The 21,585-nt window shown below is 59.9% G+C and carries 15 protein-coding genes; 1 reads left to right on the top strand and 14 read right to left on the bottom strand.

Annotated elements, in window-relative coordinates; genetic code table 11:
- Positions 1–192: 192 nt before the first annotated feature.
- From JFT81_RS26150 to JFT81_RS26105, 10 genes are all read right to left on the bottom strand, one after another.
- Complete coding sequence (locus JFT81_RS26150; protein ID WP_007909438.1) at positions 193–1,611, bottom strand: FAD-dependent oxidoreductase; 1,419 nt, start codon at positions 1,609–1,611, stop codon at positions 193–195.
- 33 nt (positions 1,612–1,644) lie between these two features.
- Positions 1,645–6,090 (bottom strand): glutamate synthase large subunit, encoded by a 4,446-nt coding sequence (gene gltB, locus JFT81_RS26145; protein ID WP_201230084.1) that lies wholly within the window; start codon positions 6,088–6,090, stop codon positions 1,645–1,647.
- A gap of 349 nt (positions 6,091–6,439) precedes the next feature.
- Positions 6,440–8,026: an AAA family ATPase gene (locus tag JFT81_RS26140; protein ID WP_201230082.1), complete on the bottom strand. Its 1,587-nt coding sequence runs from the start codon at positions 8,024–8,026 to the stop codon at positions 6,440–6,442.
- Positions 8,027–8,036: 10 nt separating this feature from the next.
- Positions 8,037–9,137, bottom strand: coding sequence for a 3-dehydroquinate synthase (aroB, locus tag JFT81_RS26135; protein ID WP_201230080.1), 1,101 nt, complete (start codon positions 9,135–9,137; stop codon positions 8,037–8,039).
- 152 nt (positions 9,138–9,289) lie between these two features.
- The gene (gene aroK, locus JFT81_RS26130; protein ID WP_201230073.1) at positions 9,290–9,808 is read right to left on the bottom strand and encodes a shikimate kinase AroK; all 519 of its coding nucleotides are present in this window, start codon (positions 9,806–9,808) and stop codon (positions 9,290–9,292) included.
- Positions 9,809–9,812: 4 nt separating this feature from the next.
- Complete coding sequence (locus JFT81_RS26125; protein WP_201230069.1) at positions 9,813–11,891, bottom strand: type IV pilus secretin PilQ family protein; 2,079 nt, start codon at positions 11,889–11,891, stop codon at positions 9,813–9,815.
- A 13-nt stretch (positions 11,892–11,904) separates the two neighbouring features.
- Entirely contained in the window at positions 11,905–12,432 is a 528-nt protein-coding gene (locus JFT81_RS26120) for a pilus assembly protein PilP (RefSeq protein ID WP_201230067.1), read from the bottom strand.
- Complete coding sequence (gene pilO / locus JFT81_RS26115; protein ID WP_201230065.1) at positions 12,429–13,052, bottom strand: type 4a pilus biogenesis protein PilO; 624 nt, start codon at positions 13,050–13,052, stop codon at positions 12,429–12,431. The genes JFT81_RS26120 and pilO overlap by 4 nt, the downstream gene beginning before the upstream one ends.
- Positions 13,049–13,615, bottom strand: a complete 567-nt coding sequence (locus JFT81_RS26110) for a PilN domain-containing protein (RefSeq protein ID WP_201230056.1) — start codon at positions 13,613–13,615, stop codon at positions 13,049–13,051. Before JFT81_RS26110 ends, pilO begins: the two co-directional genes overlap by 4 nt.
- A complete protein-coding gene (locus tag JFT81_RS26105; protein ID WP_201230055.1) occupies positions 13,615–14,679 on the bottom strand; it encodes a pilus assembly protein PilM in 1,065 nt (354 codons plus the stop codon). Before JFT81_RS26105 ends, JFT81_RS26110 begins: the two co-directional genes overlap by 1 nt.
- Before the next feature lie 216 nt (positions 14,680–14,895).
- Here JFT81_RS26105 and JFT81_RS26100 point away from each other — a divergent pair, with 216 nt between their 5' ends.
- The gene (locus JFT81_RS26100; protein WP_201230054.1) at positions 14,896–17,343 is read left to right on the top strand and encodes a penicillin-binding protein 1A; all 2,448 of its coding nucleotides are present in this window, start codon (positions 14,896–14,898) and stop codon (positions 17,341–17,343) included.
- A 121-nt stretch (positions 17,344–17,464) separates the two neighbouring features.
- Here the strand turns inward: JFT81_RS26100 and JFT81_RS26095 are convergent, their stop codons facing one another.
- From JFT81_RS26095 to rpmE, 4 genes are all read right to left on the bottom strand, one after another.
- Entirely contained in the window at positions 17,465–18,625 is a 1,161-nt protein-coding gene (locus JFT81_RS26095) for an integrase core domain-containing protein (protein WP_201228229.1), read from the bottom strand.
- A gap of 327 nt (positions 18,626–18,952) precedes the next feature.
- Entirely contained in the window at positions 18,953–20,221 is a 1,269-nt protein-coding gene (locus JFT81_RS26090) for a malic enzyme-like NAD(P)-binding protein (RefSeq protein WP_201147803.1), read from the bottom strand.
- A 183-nt stretch (positions 20,222–20,404) separates the two neighbouring features.
- Positions 20,405–21,205, bottom strand: a complete 801-nt coding sequence (locus tag JFT81_RS26085; protein WP_201230053.1) for a thermonuclease family protein — start codon at positions 21,203–21,205, stop codon at positions 20,405–20,407.
- Between the two features lie 14 nt (positions 21,206–21,219).
- Complete coding sequence (gene rpmE / locus JFT81_RS26080; protein ID WP_008080648.1) at positions 21,220–21,450, bottom strand: 50S ribosomal protein L31; 231 nt, start codon at positions 21,448–21,450, stop codon at positions 21,220–21,222.
- Between the last annotated feature and the right edge of the window lie 135 nt (positions 21,451–21,585).

Below are 21,585 nucleotides of genomic sequence, written 5' to 3'. Positions count from 1 at the left end.
AAAGGCACGGTTGCAGGTCAGCCTTTTGTCTATCGGGTCAATTTGTCGCGCTGAAATACTGACTTTGCAGCAGCCAAAAACAACTGTAGGAGTGAGCCTGCTCGCGATGGCAGTAGATCAGTCACCAGATGCATTGACTGATACGCCGCTATCGCGAGCAGGCTCACTCCTACAAGGTATTGCGTTGTCTGGTTAGACGCCCAAGTAGTCGAGGATCCCTTCGGCGGCATTGCGGCCTTCGAAGATTGCCGTCACCACCAGGTCGGAACCGCGCACCATGTCGCCACCGGCAAAGATTTTCGGGTTGCTGGTCTGGTGCTTGTACTGACCTTGCTCAGGCGCAACGACGCGACCCTGGCTGTCGGTCTGGATCTCGAACTGTTCGAACCACGGCGCCGGGCTCGGGCGGAAACCGAAGGCGATGACCACGGCGTCAGCCGGAATGATCTCTTCGGAACCCGGGATCGGCTCAGGGCTGCGACGGCCACGGGCGTCCGGTTCGCCGAGACGGGTCTCGACCACCTTCACGCCTTCAACCTTGTCTTCGCCGACGATGGCGATTGGCTGGCGGTTGTAGAGGAATTTCACGCCTTCTTCCTTGGCGTTCTTCACCTCTTTGCGCGAGCCGGGCATGTTCGCTTCGTCACGACGATAGGCACAGGTCACCGACTTGGCGCCCTGACGGATCGACGTGCGGTTGCAGTCCATCGCCGTGTCGCCGCCGCCGAGTACCACAACCTTCTTGCCTTTCATGTCGACGAAATCTTCCGGCGACTTTTCAAAGCCCAGGTTGCGATTGACGTTGGCAATCAGGAAGTCCAGTGCGTCATAAACGCCCGGCAGGTCCTCACCGGCAAAGCCGCCCTTCATGTAGGTGTAAGTACCCATGCCCATGAACACCGCATCGTATTCGGCGAGCAGTTGCTCCATGGTCACGTCTTTGCCGACTTCGGTGTTGAGACGGAACTCGATGCCCATGCCAGTGAAGACTTCGCGGCGATTGCTCAGCACGGTCTTCTCAAGCTTGAACTCGGGAATGCCGAAGGTCAGCAGACCGCCGATTTCCGGGTTCTTGTCGAACACCACCGGGGTCACGCCGCCGCGTACCAGCACGTCGGCACAGCCCAGACCTGCCGGGCCCGCACCGATGATCGCGACACGCTTGCCGGTCGGCTTGACCTTGGACATGTCCGGGCGCCAGCCCATGGCGAACGCGGTGTCGGTGATGTACTTCTCGACCGAACCGATGGTCACCGCGCCGAAGCCGTCGTTAAGGGTGCAGGCACCCTCGCACAGACGATCCTGCGGGCACACGCGGCCGCAGACTTCCGGCAAGGTGTTGGTCTGGTGCGACAGCTCGGCGGCCTGGAGGATGTTGCCCTCGGCCACCAGTTTCAGCCAGTTGGGAATGAAGTTGTGCACCGGGCACTTCCATTCGCAATACGGGTTGCCGCAACCCAGGCAGCGGTGGGCCTGATCGGCCGACTGCTGGGGTTTGAACGGTTCGTAGATTTCGACGAACTCTTTCTTGCGTTGACGCAACAGTTTCTTCTTCGGATCTTTGCGCCCGACATCGATGAACTGGAAGTCGTTATTCAGACGTTCAGCCATTGTTAAAACCTCATCAAACTCTTCAGGCGCATATCACTGCGGGTTGGCACGAGTGCTGGAAAGCAACGACTTCAGGTTGGCAGCCTTAGGCTTGACCAGCCAGAAACGGCGCAGGTAGTCATCGAGGTTTTCGGCGAGTTCACGACCCCACTCGCTGTCGGTTTCCGCGACGTACTCGTTCAGCACGTTTTGCAGGTGGCTGCGATAGGCTTCCATCGCTTCGCCGCTGATCCGCTGGATTTCCACCAGTTCGTGGTTGACCCGGTCAACGAAGGTGTTGTCCTGATCGAGCACGTAGGCGAAACCACCGGTCATGCCAGAGCCGAAGTTGTAACCGGTCTTGCCCAAAACGGCGACGAAACCACCAGTCATGTACTCACAGCAGTGATCGCCAGTGCCTTCCACAACCGTGTGGGCACCGGAGTTACGCACGGCGAAACGCTCGCCTGCGGTGCCGGCGGCGAACAGCTTGCCGCCAGTGGCGCCGTACAGGCAGGTGTTGCCGATGATGGCGCTTTCCTGAGTCTTATAAACGCTGCCCTTCGGCGGCACGATGGTCAGCTTGCCACCGGTCATGCCTTTGCCGACGTAGTCGTTGGCGTCGCCTTCCAGGTACATGTTCAGGCCACCGGCGTTCCACACGCCGAAGCTCTGACCCGCAGTGCCTTTGAAGCGGAAGGTGATCGGCGCCTTGGCCATGCCCTGGTTGCCGTGCTTGCGCGCGATTTCGCCGGAGATCCGCGCGCCGATCGAACGGTCGCAGTTGCAGATGTCCAGGTCGAACTCGGCACCGCTCATGTCGTTGATCGCCGAGGTCGCCATCTCGACCATTTTCTCGGCCAGCAGGCCTTGGTCGAATGGCGGGTTGCGCTCAACACCGCAGAACTGGGGCTTGTCCGCCGGGATGTGATCGCTGCCCAGCAACGGCGTCAGATCGAGGTGGTTTTGCTTGGCGGTCTGGCCTTCGAGGATTTCCAGCAGATCGGTGCGACCGATCAGCTCTTCGAGGGAACGCACGCCCAGCTTGGCCAGCCACTCACGGGTTTCTTCGGCGACGTAGGTGAAGAAATTCACCACCATGTCGACGGTGCCGATGTAGTGATCCTTGCGCAGCTTCTCGTTCTGAGTCGCAACGCCAGTGGCGCAGTTGTTCAGGTGGCAGATACGCAGGTATTTGCAGCCCAGCGCGATCATTGGCGCGGTGCCGAAGCCGAAGCTTTCAGCGCCGAGAATCGCAGCCTTGATCACGTCGAGGCCGGTTTTCAGGCCACCGTCGGTTTGCACCCGGACTTTACCGCGCAGGTCGTTGCCGCGCAGGGTCTGGTGAGTTTCGGCGAGGCCGAGTTCCCACGGTGCGCCAGCGTATTTGATCGAGGTCAGTGGCGATGCACCGGTACCACCGTCGTAGCCGGAGATGGTGATCAAGTCCGCATAGGCCTTGGCCACACCGGCAGCGATGGTGCCGACGCCCGCTTCAGCTACCAACTTGACCGAAACCAGTGCCTTCGGGTTGACCTGTTTCAGGTCGAAAATCAGCTGCGACAAGTCTTCGATCGAGTAGATGTCGTGGTGCGGCGGCGGCGAAATCAGGGTGACACCGGGCACTGCATAACGCAGCTTGGCGATCAGCCCGTTGACCTTACCGCCCGGCAGTTGCCCGCCCTCGCCCGGCTTGGCGCCTTGCGCGACCTTGATCTGCAGCACTTCGGCGTTGACCAGGTATTCCGGGGTCACACCGAAACGGCCAGTCGCGACCTGCTTGATCTTCGAGCTCTTGATGGTGCCGTAACGCGCCGGGTCTTCACCACCTTCGCCGGAGTTGGAACGCGCACCGAGGCGGTTCATGGCTTCGGCCAGGGCTTCGTGAGCTTCCGGCGACAAGGCGCCCAGCGAGATACCGGCGGAGTCGAAGCGCTTGAGCACCGATTCCAGCGGCTCGATTTCACTGATGTCCAGCGGCGTGTCGAGGGTCTTGACCTTGAACAGGTCACGAATCATCGACACCGGACGGTTGTCCACCAGCGAGGTGTATTCCTTGAACTTGGCGTAGTCGCCCTGCTGCACAGCGGCTTGGAGGGTGTTGACCACGTCCGGGTTGTAGGCGTGATATTCGCCACCGTGAACGAACTTCAGCAGACCGCCCTGCTGGATCGGCTTGCGCGGACTCCAGGCTTCGGCAGCCAACGCTTTCTGCTCGGCTTCGATGTCGACGAAACGCGCACCCTTGATGCGGCTCGGCACGCCACGGAAGCTCAGCTCGCAGACTTCTTCGGACAGGCCGATCGCTTCGAACAATTGTGCTCCGCGGTACGAAGCGATGGTCGAGATACCCATCTTCGAGAGGATCTTCAACAGGCCTTTGGTGATGCCCTTACGGTAGTTCTTGAACACCTCGTAGAGGTCGCCCAGTACTTCACCGGTACGGATCAGGTCACCCAGCACTTCGTAGGCCAGGAACGGATACACCGCCGAGGCGCCGAAACCGATCAGCACCGCGAAGTGATGCGGATCACGGGCGGTCGCGGTTTCAACGAGGATGTTGGAATCGCAGCGCAGGCCTTTTTCGGTCAGACGGTGGTGCACGGCACCGGTCGCCAGGGAAGCGTGGATCGGCAGCTTGCCCGGAGCGATATGGCGGTCGCTCAGAACGATCTGGGTGCGACCGGCGCGCACGGCTTCTTCAGCCTGATCGGCGACGTTGCGGATCGCCGCTTCGAGGCCGACGCCTTCGTCGTAGTTGAGGTCGATGATCTGCCGCTCGAAACCCGGGCGGTCGAGGTTCATCAGCGAGCGCCACTTGGCCGGGGAAATGACCGGCGAGCTGAGGATCACGCGCGAAGCGTGTTCCGGCGACTCCTGGAAGATGTTGCGCTCGGCGCCGAGGCAGATTTCCAGCGACATCACGATCGCTTCACGCAGCGGGTCGATCGGCGGGTTGGTGACCTGCGCGAACTGCTGGCGGAAATAGTCGTACGGCGTGCGCACGCGCTGGGACAGCACGGCCATCGGCGTGTCGTCACCCATCGAGCCAACGGCTTCATAGCCTTGCTCGCCGAGCGGACGCAGGACCTGATCGCGCTCTTCGAACGTGACCTGATACATCTTCATGTATTGCTTGAGCTGATCGACGTCGTAGAAAGCCGAACCGTGATCGTTGTCTTCCATGGTCGCCTGAATGCGCAGGGCATTCTTGCGCAGCCATTGCTTGTACGGATGACGGGATTTCAGACGGTTGTCGATCGCATCGGTGTCGAGGATCTGCCCGGTTTCGGTATCCACGGCGAGGATCTGCCCCGGACCGACACGGCCCTTGGCGATCACGTCTTCCGGCTGGTAGTTCCAGACGCCGATTTCCGAAGCAACGGTGATGAAACCGTTGGTGGTGGTGACCCAGCGCGCCGGGCGCAGACCGTTACGGTCAAGCAGGCACACCGCGTAGCGACCGTCGGTCATGACCACACCGGCCGGGCCGTCCCACGGTTCCATGTGCATCGAGTTGTACTCGTAGAACGCACGCAGATCCGGGTCCATGGTTTCAACGTTCTGCCACGCTGGCGGAATGATCATCCGCACGCCACGGAACAGGTCGATGCCACCGGTGACCATCAGTTCAAGCATGTTGTCCATGCTCGAGGAGTCGGAACCGACCCGGTTGACCAGCGGGCCGAGTTCTTCCAGATCCATCAGATCGTTGCTGAACTTGGTCCGACGGGCCTGCGCCCAGTTGCGGTTACCGGTAATGGTGTTGATCTCGCCGTTGTGGGCGAGGAAGCGGAATGGCTGCGCCAGCGGCCATTTCGGCAGAGTGTTGGTGGAGAAGCGCTGGTGGAACACGCAGATCGCGGTTTGCAGGCGCTCGTCGCTGAGGTCTGGATAGAACGCGGCCAGATCGGCCGGCATCATCAGGCCTTTATAGATGATGGTCTTGTGCGAAAAGCTGCAGATGTAGTGGTCAGAATCGACGGCATTGGCCACCGACGATCGACGACGCGCACTGAACAGCTTCACGGCCATGTCCTGGTCGCTCAGGCCTTCACCGCCGATGTACACCTGCTCTATCTGCGGCAGACGCTCAAGGGCCAGGCGGCCGAGGACGCTGGTGTCGATTGGCACTTTGCGCCAGCCGATCAGTTGCAGGCCTTCAGCAAGGATCTCGCGGTTCATGTTCTCGCGAGCGGCTTCGGCCTTGGCCGGATCCTGATTGAAGAAGACCATGCCCACGGCATATTGCTTGGGCAGCTCGACGCTGAAGGTTTCCTGGGCAATCGCACGCAGGAAGGTATCAGGCTTTTGAATCAGCAGACCGCAACCGTCACCGGTCTTGCCGTCGGCATTAATCCCACCGCGGTGGGTCATGCAGGTCAGGGCCTCAATGGCCGTTTGCAATAGGGTATGACTGGGTTCGCCCTGCATATGGGCTATCAGGCCGAAACCGCAGTTATCCTTGAATTCATCTGGTTGGTACAGACCTGCTTTCATAGACACTTTCTCACCAGGCTGCCTCTTTTCGAGGCAAATTTCTTTTCAATTCAACCACTTGCATTCCGCGCCGAACGTACGCCGGCTTAGCGGGGGCAAAAGGGTGGTCATTGTACACAGCGACACAGACGCTCACAAATTTGACGACGAAATGTCGCAAATCTATGTCGCATTTGTGAAAGGTTTAAAGCGATCTGCTGTGCTAGTCAAAACTTTTTTAATTCTGACTGCAACGACTCAAAGACTACTATGACGCAGACACCACAAGGCACGCGGTCTGTAGAGACGGCGCGCACTCGTAGAATTTTGAGGTGCTTGGAGAGGCGGCCTGGGTAAGGTCGCCGAATCTTCAGCGAGTTGTTGCCAGTTCCTGTTGGACGCTGGCGACAGTGCGAGGCCAAGGTTTACCAGCCTGAACCTTCGCTGGCAAGGCCTTGATGGCAGAAACAGCCGCGTCACGATTGGCAAAATTGCCGTAGGTGATCACGTAAAGAGGCTTGCCGTTGAGGACTTTCTTGAAATAACGGTACTCACCGCCCTGTTCCTTGACGAAGCTTTGCGCGGCCGCTTCAGAGCTGGTGCCGAGGATCTGCACCACGTAATTGCTGGTCGGCTGACCGGCGTACCAGCTGCCACCGGCCGCTTTGGCAAGGGTAACCGGCTTCTCGGCCGGTTTGGCCGCTACAGCAGGCTTGGCAGGCGTTGGCGCCGGTTTGGCCGCTGGAGCCGGCGCAGGTTTGGCGGTAGCGATTTGTGTCGGTGCCGGTGTCGGCTTGGCGGCTGGTGTCGGAACCGGCGTCGGCGCAGGACCGGCCGGAACACCCGCAGGCGGTGCGGAAGTGGTCACGGTTGGCGGAGTCGCGCTGGAGCCTTCCAGCGGCACACCGTCGTCGCCTTCAGTGATACCGCCAGCAGCTTCGGCCAGCGGGCCACGCATGACCGGCTGCGAGTTGCCGACCAGCGGCAACGGCATCGGCTGTGTATTACCGGCGAACTCGACGTTCGGCGCGCCCCCGTTGGCACCCTGGCCCAATGGCAACTGCGCCTGTTCATTGGCTGGTGCGCCAGTGGTTGGCGTCTTGTTGCGACCCGGCATCAGCCAGGCGGCGGCGACCGCGACCACCACGACGGCGGAAATCGCCAATACGTGTTTCTTCGGCATGTTGAACCCCATACTTGGACGCTTGACCGCAGAGCGGCTGGCAATCATGACTTCGATAAGAGCATCGCGAGCGACCTGGTTGATATTGCCCGGCCAACCCTCGGCACTTTCGTGAATATCAGAGATCTGATCCGCGGTGAAAAGTTCGACACCGCGGCCCGCACCTTCCAGCCGCTGGTCGAGATACTCGCGAGTCTCTTCCTCGGTGTACGGCTGCAGTTCGATGACGTGGAAACGCTCTTCCTCGAGGTGCAAAGCCTCAAGCTGAGCGATCAGCGACGACTCACCGAACAGGAAGACATGCGGGCGACCTTCCGGCGCGCCGGCACCCAGCGCCATCAGCGCTTCGAGAGCAGACTCGTCGAGTTGCTCGGCGTCGTCCACCAGCAGATAGACTTCCTGACCGGTCAGCGCCAGTTGCACGACCTGATTCAGAATCGCGCCAACCTCGGCCTGCGCCACGTTCAGTGCTTGAGCCACCTGACGCAACACGCCAGCCGCATCGCCAGCGCCACGCGCGGAAACAACCACGCTCTGCACCGACTGTTTGTTAGTACTGGCAACCAGCGCCTGGCGCAGCAACGTCTTGCCGCTGCCTTGCGGGCCAGTGACCACCAGCAACAACTGGCTGTAACGCGCCAGGTGATGCAACTGACCCAGCACCGGTTTGCGCTGGGCCGGGAAGAATTTGAAGCCCGGCACCCGCGGCGCGAAGGGGTCGTGACTTAACTGGAAATGGCCGAGGAACGCCTCGTCGGCATGCAAACTAGTCATCGGAATCTTATTAACCTTTAAGCTGAGCCAGGGCGCGGTAATCCGCTCCCAGCGTGGCCTGTAGAACCTCTTTCGGATAATCGGCGGTCACCACCGCTTCGCCCATCCGGCGCAGCAGCACCAGGCGTAGACGACCGTCGATCACTTTTTTGTCGATTGCCATGTGTTCGAGAAAATCGGCTTCGGTCATTTCTGTCGGCGGCACCACCGGCAGACCGGCGCGCTGAAACAGACGGATGCCGCGATCACGCTCCTGCTCACTGATCCAGCCCAGACGCGCGGACATTTCCAGGGCCATCACGGTGCCAGCCGCGACCGCTTCACCATGCAACCAGACACCATAGCCCATGTGGGTCTCGATGGCGTGGCCGAAAGTGTGGCCGAGGTTGAGCGTGGCGCGTACGCCGGTTTCCTTCTCATCGGCGCCGACCACCGCAGCCTTGGCCGCGCAGGAACGCTCAATGGCAAATGTCAGGGCTTTTTGATCCAGGGCGCGCAGTGCGTCGACGTTTTCTTCGAGCCAGCTCAGGAACGGCTCGTCGCAGATCAGCCCGTACTTGATGACTTCCGCCAGACCGGCCGAGAGTTCGCGCTCTGGCAGGGTATTCAGGGAGGCGGTATCAATCAGTACGACGTTCGGCTGATAGAACGCGCCGACCATGTTCTTGCCCAGCGGATGATTGATCCCGGTCTTGCCACCCACCGACGAATCGACCTGGGACAGCAATGTCGTAGGGATCTGGATGAAGTCGACGCCACGCTGATAGCAGGCCGCGGCGAACCCGGCCATGTCGCCGATGACACCGCCGCCAAGAGCGATGACGGTGGTGCGACGGTCATGACGAGCGGTCAGCAGACCATCAAAGATCAGTTGCAGGGTTTCCCAGTTCTTGAAGGCCTCGCCGTCCGGCAATACCACAGAAATCACCGAGAACTGCGCCAGGCTGCGGGTCAGACGTTCGAGATAGAGCGGCGCAACGGTCTCGTTGGAGATGATTGCCACCTGCCGCCCATGAATATGCGGAGCCAGCAACTCGGGCTGATCCAACAAACCTTCGCCAATATGAATCGGGTAGCTGCGCTCGCCTAGATCGACCTTGAGTGTCTGCATGTGTCCCCACAGTGAAGATGGAAGCAGGCGTCCTGCCCTGAATTATTGGTTATCGGCGGCCTGTAGCGGGTATGACGCCGCTCGCACGCCATCCGCCACAACCTCGACGGGCTGTGACAGGACGCCGAGGATAGCGCATTTCGAGCGATGCTTTAACGGGGCGGCAGTTGCGCGAGGCGGTCGAGAATGTCGAGCACCACCATGCGTGGCGGCCGTTCGTCGGTTTCCACCACCAGATCAGCGATTTCCCGATAGAGCGGATCGCGGATTGCCAACAGATCGCGCAGGGTTTTCTCGGGATTGGCGGTGCGCAGCAAAGGCCGATTGCGGTCGCGCGCAGTGCGGCCGACCTGCTGTTCGACGGAGGCGTGCAGATACACCACGCGCCCACCCTCACGCAGGGCTTTGCGATTGGCATCGCGCATGACGGCGCCACCGCCGGTCGCCAACACCACGCCGTCGAACGCGCACAGCTCGGCGATCATCGCCTGCTCACGGTCACGAAAGCCGGGCTCGCCTTCCTTGTCGAAGATCCACGGGATATTGGCGCCCGTGCGCAGTTCAATTTCCTTGTCGGAATCTTTGAACGGCAGGCGCAGCTCTTTGGCCAGCAACCGGCCGATGGTGCTTTTTCCAGCGCCCATCGGTCCTACAAGAATCAAATTTCGCACAGAATCAACGACTCACAGCAATCGCCTGGTTATTCATGATACGTGGTGTGAGAAATACCAGCAGCTCGGATTTTTTCTCCGAAACCACATCACGCCGGAAAAGGCGGCCAAGATACGGCACATCGCCAAGAAATGGCACCTTATCTACAACCTTGCTTTGAGTATTTGAGAAAACACCGCCAATCACGATGGTTTCGCCGTCATTCACCAGCACCTTGGCGTTGACTTCGTTTTTCTTGATGGGCGGTACATCCTGCACTTTGTTCAGGTAATCCGGTTCGTCCTTGGTGACCTTGACCTCCATGATGATGCGGTTGTCGGGGGTGATCTGCGGCGTCACTTCCAGCGACAGCGAAGCCTCCTTGAACGACACCGACGTCGCGCCGCTGGAGCTGGCCTCCTGATAAGGAATCTCGGTGCCCTTGAGGATTTTCGCGGTCTCCTTGTCGGAGGTGACCACTTTGGGCTGCGAGACGATTTCACCGTTGCCGGTTTTCTCCATCGCCGTCAGTTCCAGATCGAGCAGGACGTTATCGGTGATGAAGGCAATGCCGATCCCCGAGGTGTTGCCGATGGTGCCCATGTCGACGAACGGCGAGTTGGTACTGGTGCTGCCCGGCGTGCCGATGGTGGTCGATGAACCGTTACTGACCCCGGAGGTGTTCCAGTTGCCCTTGTTCTGGATCGAGCCGCCCCAGCGCACGCCCAGGCTCTTGTCGTAATCAACGTTGGCCTCGACGATGCGCGCCTCGATCATCACCTGGCGCACCGGAATATCCAGTTGCGCCACGATCCGCCGCAGTTCGTCGAGGCGATCCTGGGTCTGGTACGCAATGATGTTGTTAGTGCGTTCGTCGACGGTGATCGAACCGCGCTCGTCGATTTTCGCTTCAGCGCTGGTCACCGACTGGAACAGTTTGGCGATGTCCGCGGCCTTGGCGTAGTTCACTTGCAGCAATTCACGACGCAGCGGCGCCAGTTCGGCGATCTGCTTTTGCGATTCCAGTTCCTGTCTTTCGCGCGCGGCGATTTCGTCGGCCGGCGCCACCAGCAGCACGTTGCCGATCTTGCGTTTATCCAGCCCTTTGGTTTTCAGCACCAGGTCCAGCGCCTGATCCCACGGCACGTTTTGCAGACGCAAAGTGATGCCGCCCTGCACCGTATCGCTGGCGACCAGATTGAGGTTGGTGAAATCGGCGATCAGTTGCAGCACCGAGCGCACGTCGATGTCCTGAAAGTTCAGCGACAGCTTTTCGCCGACATAGGCCTGGCGGTCGGCATTACGCTTTTGCAGGTCGTCGACGGTCATCGGGCGAATGCTGACGGTGAGCTTATTGTCGGTCTGGAAGGTGGAATACTCGTAAGTACCGCTGGGTTCGACAGTAATTACCGTGCGATCACCGGTCACACCGGCATTGACGAACTGCACCGGGGTGGCGAAATCCTTGACGTCGAGACGTACCCGCAGCTTTTCCGGCAGTTGCGTGCGGGCGAAGTTGAGGATGATCTTGCCGTCATGCTCCTGGATGTCCGGCGCGATGGTCGGGTCCGTCAGATCAATCACCACATTGCCTTCGCCCGCGGTGCCGCGCTGAAAATCCACACCGCGAATGGCCCGGGTTTTCGGCACGAACGCCTTGACCGGCGCCGCTGCCGCTGTCGCGCGCGGTGCAACGGCGGCCGGCCGCGATACTGGCGCTGGCGCTCCCTGGCCGACCACCACGAACAGATTGTTGCCCTCGACTCGCGTGTTATACGGGGCAAGCTGCGTGAGACTGACGATCAGCCGCGTCCGCTCAATGGCTTCGACCACCGTAGCCGTGCGCGCATTGCCGCTGCCCAGATCGAAATTCTTGCTGGTCAGTTGGCTGGCGACACCGGGCAAATCAAGGGCGATCCGCGCTGGCGATTCGGTGGTATAGCCTTTGGGCGGTGGCGGCGGGCCGTCGAACGACAGCTTCAGTTCTACGCGGTCACCCGGCAACGCCGCCACGTCCAGCGCCTTCAGATTGGCCGCGAGTACCATCGGCGACATCAGCGCTATCCATAGCGAAAAACCGAGGGTGGAAAAAATCCTGTTCATTGTTCGACTTCCACTATGAGTGCTCTTTCAAAGGAATGGTGCGCGGACGCTCCAGCCAGGCGCCTTCGCCGTCGGGGACGATTTCGACCACATCAACCTGGGTGGCACTGATGGCGACAATGCGACCATCGTTGCGCCCCAGGTAATCGCCTACTTTCAGGCGATGCACCCCGCCCGCCCCGCGCAACAGCGCAAAGGAGCCGGAAACATTGGAGATCGTGCCGACCATCTCGAACTGCTCGATGTTAAAACCTTCGAGGTACTGCTTGACCCGGTTGGGGTCGGGTTTGACGTTGCGCGAACCGCGCTGCTGCCCGGCCAGATCAACGCGCACCTGACGCGAGAACGGACTGCGCAGGTTGGCGGCGCTATAGGTGAATGTCGGGTAAGAGCGGAAAGTCGGGGTGGGTTCAATCTTGCCGGCCGGGCGCAGACGCACTTCGTTCATGTAGGCATCAAGGTCACTGAAGTCATCGCTGCCGCCACAACCGTGCAGCGCCAACAAGGCCGTCGACAAGACGAGATAACGAATCGGGGTCATTTCGCCAGCCCCTTGTCGTTGTAGCGGTAGGTCTTGGCGAGGATGCTCATGCGCAATTTCGGCCCGCCATCCTTATCGGCAGGCGCCAATTCGAAGTCATGCAGAGTGACGATGCGCGGCAGCCCCGCCACACCACTGACGAAGGTAGCCAGGTCGTGATAAGCGCCGGTGACGGTGATCTGAATCGGTAGTTCGATGTAAAACGGCTGAGTGACTTCCGGCAGCAGTTTGATTTCTTCGAATTCCAGACCACTGCCCAACCCGGTGCGGGTGATGTCTTCCAGCAGCCCCGGCACTTCGGTGTCGCTGGGCAACTGCCGCAGCAACACGCCGAAGGAGTTTTCCATTTCCTTCATCTGCTGGGTGTACAGCTCCAGATTGGCCGACAGGTGCGCCTTGCTGGCGAACTGCTCCTTAAGCGTGGCCTCCTCGTCGCGTTTGGTTTCGAGTTCGGTTTCCAGGTCGCTGATGAAAAAGTTATAACCAAGCGCCAGCACCAGCACCATCAACAGGGCGCCGGCGATGGCTTTCACCGCGGCTGGCCAGGAGCCGATATTGCTGGTGTCCAGGTCGTTGAAGTCGATGTTGCGCAGGCTCTCCAGCCATTCGGACGGCTTCATTGCTCGTCCTCCGCAGTCTTCGGCTGGGTCTGACGAACGGTCAACTGAAAGACGTTGGCCTGCTGCAACTGATCGGCAGAGGTGGCTTTCACTTCGTTCAGGCTCGGTGCGTCAAACCAGTCGGAGGCATCGAGATTGCGCATCAGCTCGGAAACACGGTTGTTCGACTCGGCGGCGCCACTGATCGACAGGGTTTTGCCGAGCATTTTCACGTCGGTGAAGTAAACGCCGTCCGGCAACGTGCGCGCCAACTGATCGAAGATCCGCCCGCTGATCTGCCGGTTGCCCTGCAAGTCTTGGATGATGCGCATGCGTTCGACCAACTGCTGACGACGCGCCTTGAGCTCGCTGATCTGTTTGATCCGTTCGTCGACTACCGCGATTTGCTTGCCGATGTAGTCGTTGCGCGCCACTTGCTGCTCGATCGCGGCGCTGATGACCTGATCGGCAATGAACACGGCGCCCACCGAGCCGACCACGACACCGATCAGCGCCAGCAGGAAGCGTTTGCGCCGCTCTTCACGGCGCTCCTCGCGCCAGGGTAAAAGATTGATCCGCGCCATCAGTCGAAACTCCTGAGCGCGAGCCCGCAGGCAATCATCAGGGCCGGCGCGTCACTGGCCAGCGCCCCGGCATTGACCTTGCTGCTCAGGGCCATGTCGGCAAACGGGTTGGCTACCTGAGTCGGGGTCTTCAGGCGCTGTTCGATCAGGCGGTCCAGCCCCGGCACCGACGCCGTGCCGCCGGCCAGCAGAATATGGTCGACCGCGTTGTACTGGCCGGATGCGAAGAAGAATTGCAGCGAACGCGACACCTGCTGCACCAGCGCCTCGCGAAACGGCTGCAAGACTTCGCTGACGTAATCGTCGGGCAGACCGCCCTGTTTCTTCGCCAGCCCCGCCTGTTCGAGGGTCAGGCCATAACGCCGCTGGATTTCTTCGGTGAGTTGGCGCCCGCCGAACAATTGCTCGCGGGTGTAGATGATCTTGCCGTTGTGCAGGACGCTGAGGGTGGTCATGGTCGCGCCGATGTCGACCACGGCGACGGTAAGGCGCTCTTGGGAAGCGGCCAGTTGCGTGGCGAGCAGGCCGAATGAGCGCTCCAGCGCGTAGGCCTCGACGTCGACCACGCGCGCCGTCAGCCCGGCGAGGGCGAGCGCTGCTTCGCGCACTTCGACGTTTTCCTTGCGACAGGCGGCCAGCAGCACGCTGACCCGCTCGGGGTTGCGCGGCGACACGCCCTGGACTTCGAAGTCGATGGCGACTTCGTCCAGCGGATAGGGAATGTATTGGTCGGCTTCGATCTTGAGCTGATTTTCCAGTTCGTCGTCGGACAGCCCGGCGTCCATTTCAATGATTTTGGTGATCACCGCAGAACCGGCGACGGCCACCGCCACGCCTTTGAGCCCGGTGCGCGCCTTGACCAGCACTCGGCTCAGGGCCAGGCCGACGCCTTCGAGCTCGGCGATATTCTTTTCGACCACGGCGTTCGCCGGCAATGGCTCCACCGCGTACGCCTCGACCCGGTAGCGATCGCCCTGACGGCTCAGTTCCAGCAGCTTCACCGAAGTGGAGCTGATGTCGATCCCCAGTAACGTATTGGTCTTTTTATTGAAGAGTCCCAGCACTACCAATTCCCTATGACTTTCCGTGAGTTACGGACTCTGTAATACGCATTGCGTTCCTTCACCCCGTCTTGACAGAAGCGCAAATGACGCCCCCGCTAGAAAAGTGCTTATAATGCCCAGCGTTTTTTTCCGCTTTTTACTGCCTGCGCGGGTTGTTCTGTGTGTCGCCGGAACCCCGTCGCCAAATTCATTCTTTGCCCTGGATGTCCAAAAGCCTTGATTCGTCTGCTGAAATTTTTCGGTTGGTCCATCGTCGCCGTTTTCTGCGGACTGCTTTTAGGTCTCAGCGGCGCCTATCTTTACCTTAGTCCGGGTTTGCCGTCTGTGGAGGCCCTGAGAAGCATTCAGTTGCAGATTCCTTTGCGGGTATACAGCAGCGATAACAAGTTGATCGCAGAATTTGGCGAAATGCGCCGGACTCCGATCCGTTTCGCCGACATTCCGCCCAATTTCATTAATGCGTTACTAAGTGCTGAAGACGACAATTTCGCCAATCACTATGGCGTTGATCCGAGCAGCCTGATGCGCGCCGCGACCCAGTTGGTCAAAAGCGGTCACATCCAGTCCGGCGGCAGCACCATTACCATGCAGGTGGCGAAGAACTTCTTCCTGACCAGCGAACGCAGCTTCTCGCGCAAAACCACCGAGATTTTGCTGGCACTGCAAATTGAACGGCAGCTGACCAAGGACGAAATCCTTGAGCTGTACGTGAACAAAATCTATCTCGGCAACCGCGCCTACGGCATCGAGGCGGCGGCGCAGGTGTATTACGGCAAGTCGATCCGCGACGTCAGCCTGGCGCAGATGGCGATGATCGCCGGCCTGCCGAAAGCCCCGTCACGCTTCAACCCGCTGGCCAACCCGGCGCGCAGTAAAGAGCGTCGCGACTGGATCCTCGGGCGCATGTACAAGCTCGGCAAGATCAGCGAGGCGGACTACACCGCCGCGATCAACGAACCGCTGAACGCCAGTTATCACGTGCCGACGCCGGAAGTGAATGCGCCGTACATCGCCGAAATGGCCCGTGCCGAAATGGTCGGTCGTTATGGCAGTGACGCCTACACCGAAGGTTTCCGCGTCACCACCACGGTGCCGAGCAACCTGCAGGAAATGGCCAACACCGCGCTGCACGAAGGCTTGATGACCTACGACCAGCGTCACGGCTACCGTGGCCCTGAATCGCGCCTGCCGGGCAAGACTCGCGAGGCCTGGGTCAGCGAGCTGAGCAAACAACGCACCATCAGCAGCCTCGAACCCGCCATTGTCACCCAGGTCGACAAGAACGGCCTGCAAGTGCTGACCCGCACCGGCGAAGAACATGTCGCCTGGGACACCATGAAATGGGCGCGGCCGTTCCTCAACACCAACAGCATGGGCGCCAACCCGCGCCAGCCGTCGGATGTTGCCCAGGTCGGCGATCTGGTACGCGTGCAGCGCCAGAAGGACAACTCGCTGAAGTTCAGCCAGCTCCCGCAGGCACAAGGTGCGCTGGTGTCGCTGGATCCGCAAAACGGCGCGATTCGCTCGCTGGTCGGCGGTTTCGCTTTCGAGCAGAGCAACTACAACCGCGCCATGCAGGCCAAGCGTCAGCCGGGTTCGAGCTTCAAGCCGTTCGTCTACAGTGCGGCGCTGGATAACGGCTACACCGCCGCCACGCTGGTCAACGACGCGCCAATCGTGTTTGTCGACGAGTACCTCGACAAGGTCTGGCGTCCGAAGAACGACACCAACACCTTCCTCGGCCCGATCCGCCTGCGTGAAGGTTTGTACAAGTCGCGCAACCTGGTGTCGATCCGCTTGGTGCAAGCGATGGGCGTTAGCAAGACCATCGACTACATCAGCCGATTTGGTTTCAACAAGCAGGATCTGCCGCCGAACCTGTCGCTGGCCCTGGGTACCGCGACGCTGACACCGATGGAGATCGCCACCGGATGGAGTACGTTCGCCAACGGTGGTTACAAGATCACGCCTTACGTCATCGACAAGATCGAAAGCCGTAACGGCGACACCCTGTTCGTCGCCAACCCGCCAACCGTACCTAAGGGTGGTTCGGCGACAGACGGTATCGCCGCACCGAACGCCGAATCGTTCACGGTCAATGCGGCACCGGTTCCGGGTGAAGCACCAGGCAATGCTGCCGTGCCGCAAGCGCCGGCCGTGGCTGAGCGAATCGTCGATGGTCGCACCACGTACATCCTCAACAGCATGTTGCAGGACGTGATCAAGCTCGGCACTGGCCGTCGTGCACTGGCCATGGGCCGCAGTGACATCGCCGGTAAAACCGGTACCACCAACGAATCGAAAGACGCCTGGTTCTCCGGTTACAACGGCGATTACGTGACCACGGTCTGGACCGGTTTCGACCAACCGGAAAGCCTCGGTCGTCGCGAATTCGGCGGCACCGTGGCGCTGCCGATCTGGATGAACTACATGTCGGCTGCGCTGAAGGACAAGCCGCCTCACGTCCAGCCTGAGCCGGAAGGTTTGCTGAGCCTGCGGGTGGATCCGGTGAGCGGTCGCGCGGCAACGCCAAGCACGCCGGGTGCGTACTTCGAGCTGTTCAAGGCTGAAGACACGCCGCCGTCGGTGAATGAGCTGGGTAACGGCGCTGTACCGGGCAGCCCGCTGCCAGCGGATGAGCAGGCGCCGATCGATCTGTTCTGATCCGCAGCTACTGAAAAGCCCCGCCTTCGTGAGAAGTGCGGGGCTTTTTTACGGCTGAAGATCAAGAGCCCCTCACTGTAGAGACCGGTACATCCTTTACACATTAGACCGGGGACATCGTTTACACCTTTTCCAGGCTTGCTACGCGTTTAGCGCCGCGTTCAAGCCTGCCTAAACAGAAGGTGCAAAAGTACAACTCCCACACATCATCAGCCACCTCCTTCAGCGCGATCTCTTCGCCGATCAGTGCCTCTCCCAGAAAAATCAGCTGTCCTTTCCATTTGAACTCTCCGTTCGAACGAACCTTACGCACTTCAACGTCAGTGCCGTATTCAACCGCTGGCAGGTAACCGGGGTAGGGTCGTAACGACGGGCTATACACCGAAGCAGGTGGCTTCATGTCCAACGCGGTGTGCGGTCGAACCTGATTGAAGTCCTGGATGAAATCCTCAAAGGCCAATTGCTGGCGCACAAGATTTTCCGCAGGTGTTCGTAATACCGCTGCTTTCAGCGTTCGGTGCATCCGTTCGTGCCGGCCATTTTGGTCGGGACGGCCAGGCGTAATTGTCTCGACGTGAATTCCGTGCCTGATGAACCACACCGACAACTTCGATAAACGCGCCAAACCCGTTGATGCGAAGGGAGCGCCATTGTCCGTGCGAATCACATCCGGCAACCCAAACTCCCGGAAGGCCCACTCGAAGCCCTGCCGCGTCGGCTCCCCATGCGTGCTGGGCAATGCCCGGCAAAGCAGCAGATAGCGACTCATCTGGTCGGTAATGGTCAGCGGATAGCACCAATTGCCATCCTGCATTTTGAATTGCCCTTTGTAATCGGCACACCAGGTCTGATTGGGTTGATCGACCGGACGCAAATGCGTCGGAGCGCGTGGGCGCACGGGATAGGGGCGCCGCGCGGTGACCAGACCAGCCTTCTTCAACCATATCCCGGCGGTACTCGCGGCCGGCCAGTGGATATCCGGATCGGAGACGCGCAGACGATCAATGATCTGCTTAGGCCCCCGATCGGGATGCTCGTTTTTCTTGGTCAGCAGCGTGGCTATGATTTCGTCGGGCGTTTGATGAGGGCAATTCAATGGCTTACGCGATTGCTCTTTCAAGCCGTCCACGCCCAGTGCTGCATACCGTTCCAGCCACTTGTCGATGGTTGGACGGCTGACGCCATAGCGCCGACTTAATTGGCTTTTGGTGTAACTGCCGCCAAGCCAGTCGCTGACTAACTTCACTCGTTGATCCATTGGGGACTCTTGATTCCAGGGCATGGTCAGCACCTCCTGACCATGATTGATACCTGTAAACCATGTCCCCGGTCTCAAACGTAAAGGATGTACCCGGTCTTTACCCACCCTAGCCCTCTCCCGGAGGGAGAGGGGACTGACCGAGTTGTCTGGCGCCCTACATCGACCTGAGAGAGTTGTGTCGATTATGGACTCAAAACAATGCGTTCAGGTCGGCGCAACTCCCGAGCATCCCCCAATCAGTCCCCTCTCCCTCCGGGAGAGGGTTAGGGTGAGGGGCTCTTGATCCTCAGGCAATAAAAAGCCCCAACTCTCACGAGCCGGGGCTTTCGGTTGAAGCGTTACAACGGCTTAGCCGTTGAACACGTCATCCACGCTTTTCAGCGGGTAGTTCTTCGGATACGGCAGGGTGGCCACACCGGTCTCGATCGCGGCTTTGGCCACAGCGTCGGAGATCAGGGTGATCAGGCGCTTGTCCATTGGCTTCGGAATGATGTACTCACGACCGAATTCCAGCGGAGCACCACCGTAGGCGTCGCACACGTCCTGAGGCACTGGCAGCTTGGCCAGTTCACGCAGGGCGTTGGCGGCAGCCACTTTCATTTCTTCGTTGATGCGCTTGGCACGAACGTCCAGAGCACCACGGAAGATGAACGGGAAGCCCAGTACGTTGTTGACCTGGTTCGGGTAGTCCGAACGGCCGGTCGCCATGATCACGTCGTTGCGGGTGGCGTGCGCCAGTTCCGGGGAGATTTCCGGATCCGGGTTCGAGCAGGCGAACACGATCGGGTTGGCCGCCATCGACAGCAAGCCTTCAGCGCTCAGCAGGTTCGGGCCGGACAGACCGACGAACACGTCAGCGCCTTGCAGAGCGTCAGCCAGGCTGCGCTTCTCGGTGGCGTGGGCGAATACGGCTTTGTACTGGTTCAGGTCGTCACGGCCGGAGTGGATCACGCCGGTACGGTCAACCATGAAGATGTTTTCGATGCGTGCGCCCATGCTCACCAGCAATTTCATGCAGGAGATGGCGGCAGCACCAGCGCCCAGGCAGACGATCTTGGCGTCTGGCAGGGTTTTGCCGGCGATTTCCAGGGCGTTGATCATGCCCGCAGCGGTCACGATCGCGGTGCCGTGCTGGTCATCGTGGAATACCGGAATGTCGCACTGCTCGATCAGAGCACGTTCGATTTCAAAGCACTCAGGCGCCTTGATGTCTTCCAGGTTGATACCACCGAAGGTGATGGAAATGCGTTTTACGGTGTCGATAAAGGCTTGCGGGCTTTCGGAGTCGACTTCGATGTCGAAAACGTCGATGCCGGCGAAGCGCTTGAACAGCACGCCTTTACCTTCCATCACTGGCTTGGAAGCCAGTGGGCCGAGGTTACCCAGGCCCAGAATCGCGGTGCCATCGGAAATGACTGCAACCAGGTTGCCCTTGCCGGTGTATTTGTAGGCCAGTTCAGGATCGCGAGCGATCTCACGCACTGGTTCAGCTACGCCGGGGCTATAGGCCAGCGACAAGTCGCGAGCAGTAGCAGTGGCCTTGGTGAGCTCGACACTCAGCTTTCCTGGACGAGGATTGGCATGATATTCGAGAGCGGCAGTTTTCAGATCAGACATTTTGGCATTCCGCTTTTTACTGTTGGACAGACTGGTCAGCGAGGATACGCGCCTCGCAAAGTCCCCACAAGACTGAGCGGTCACCCCTGTCAAGCGCCCTGCCCTACGACTTTGGGCCAAGAGCCACGGCGCACAAGGGCTTGACTGTTCACAATCGACAGAAAAAATGTCTACAATTTTTATTCAGCGTGCGCTCTGCAACATCGAAGGATCGGTCAATGGCAAAAGCCAACGCGATTCATCCGATTTCAATCCGCCGCGCCGCGAACGATCGACGATCCAGCCGCGAGCCTCGATTTGTCGGCCCTTCAGCGCCTGCAAACGAACATGGTCAAATTGTCCGACGAGATTGGGTGCAACACGCAATACAAGCGAGCCCTGCAACTCGATCCAGATTCCGCCACGATTGCGCTGAACCTTGCTCACACGCCCTTGAACCACGGCGAACCCCGAGCGCTGGATCTGCTCCGCTTTCAGTACAGGTGACTGACGCCAGAGCCCCAGGCCCGCCTGTCGCGCGCTGCTTTCGGCGGCTTGCTGACACTTAACAAGATCAACATTCGGCGCCACCGCGACCTGGAAACCGAGGCCATCGGCGAGCATTTGCGCTTCGAGATTGGCGCCGCCGGCACTGTAAATATGCGCGAGCGTACGTCCGTAATGGTCTTTGGCTTGCTTGCCGAGGCGCAAACCGACACGTCCGCCGCTGGCATCGACCAAGGCTTGCAGACGTTTGCGCGCTGCCACCGCGAACGGTTCGTCGCTGCGGCCTTGCTTGCCCAGTTCAGGCGTATTGAGACCGATCATGCGCACGCTGCGGCCGTCGCTCAGGCGCACTGTGTCGCCATCGACCACGCGCTGCACGGCGACGCTGGCCAGTCCGGAAGGCACCGGACAGAAGGCTTGCGCGCTGGAAAGCCAAATGGCAGACACAAAAAAGGCGCCCGCAAGGGACGCCTTTTTCAACAGCAAGGAAAAGCCCATTGGGCCCTTCAACCTTACTCTGCAGCAGCTGGAGCTTTCTTGCCGAAAGCGCCGAAACGGTCTGCGAAGCGCTGTACACGACCGCCAGTATCCAGAGTCTTCTGCTTACCGGTGTAGAACGGGTGGCACTCGTTGCATACGTCAGTACCCAGTGGCTTGCACAGGTTCGAACGAGTTTCGAACTTGTTGCCGCAGCTGCAAGTTACTTCGATGGTTTCGTATGCTGGATGGATATCGGCTTTCATGGTGTATTCCTCAGGCTAGCGTGCCGCCACTCAACACTATTGTTGAATACCGCACGTAATTAGGCCGCGGATTCTACCAGACATTGCCAATCACGCAAGCTGTCGCTGACACCGACCGTCTGCTAGGCTCCCGAC

Origin of the sequence: Pseudomonas sp. TH43 (genome assembly GCF_016650635.1) — a bacterium.
Lineage (GTDB): Bacteria > Pseudomonadota > Gammaproteobacteria > Pseudomonadales > Pseudomonadaceae > Aquipseudomonas.
Note: the sequence above shows the minus strand (reverse complement) of the source record. Positions and strands in the feature narration are given on the sequence as shown.

Excerpts from the sequence above, each read along its gene's own strand:
- JFT81_RS26150 (WP_007909438.1), bottom strand. The coding sequence starts at position 1,611 with ATGGCTGAACGTCTGAATAACGACTTCCAGTTCATCGATGTCGGGCGC.
- gltB (WP_201230084.1), bottom strand. The coding sequence starts at position 6,090 with ATGAAAGCAGGTCTGTACCAACCAGATGAATTCAAGGATAACTGCGGT.
- JFT81_RS26140 (WP_201230082.1), bottom strand. The coding sequence starts at position 8,026 with ATGACTAGTTTGCATGCCGACGAGGCGTTCCTCGGCCATTTCCAGTTA.
- aroB (WP_201230080.1), bottom strand. The coding sequence starts at position 9,137 with ATGCAGACACTCAAGGTCGATCTAGGCGAGCGCAGCTACCCGATTCAT.
- JFT81_RS26125 (WP_201230069.1), bottom strand. The coding sequence starts at position 11,891 with ATGAACAGGATTTTTTCCACCCTCGGTTTTTCGCTATGGATAGCGCTG.
- JFT81_RS26120 (WP_201230067.1), bottom strand. The coding sequence starts at position 12,432 with ATGACCCCGATTCGTTATCTCGTCTTGTCGACGGCCTTGTTGGCGCTG.
- pilO (WP_201230065.1), bottom strand. The coding sequence starts at position 13,052 with ATGAAGCCGTCCGAATGGCTGGAGAGCCTGCGCAACATCGACTTCAAC.
- JFT81_RS26110 (WP_201230056.1), bottom strand. The coding sequence starts at position 13,615 with ATGGCGCGGATCAATCTTTTACCCTGGCGCGAGGAGCGCCGTGAAGAG.
- JFT81_RS26095 (WP_201228229.1), bottom strand. The coding sequence starts at position 18,625 with ATGCCCTGGAATCAAGAGTCCCCAATGGATCAACGAGTGAAGTTAGTC.
- JFT81_RS26090 (WP_201147803.1), bottom strand. The coding sequence starts at position 20,221 with ATGTCTGATCTGAAAACTGCCGCTCTCGAATATCATGCCAATCCTCGT.
- JFT81_RS26085 (WP_201230053.1), bottom strand. The coding sequence starts at position 21,205 with ATGGGCTTTTCCTTGCTGTTGAAAAAGGCGTCCCTTGCGGGCGCCTTT.
- rpmE (WP_008080648.1), bottom strand. The coding sequence starts at position 21,450 with ATGAAAGCCGATATCCATCCAGCATACGAAACCATCGAAGTAACTTGC.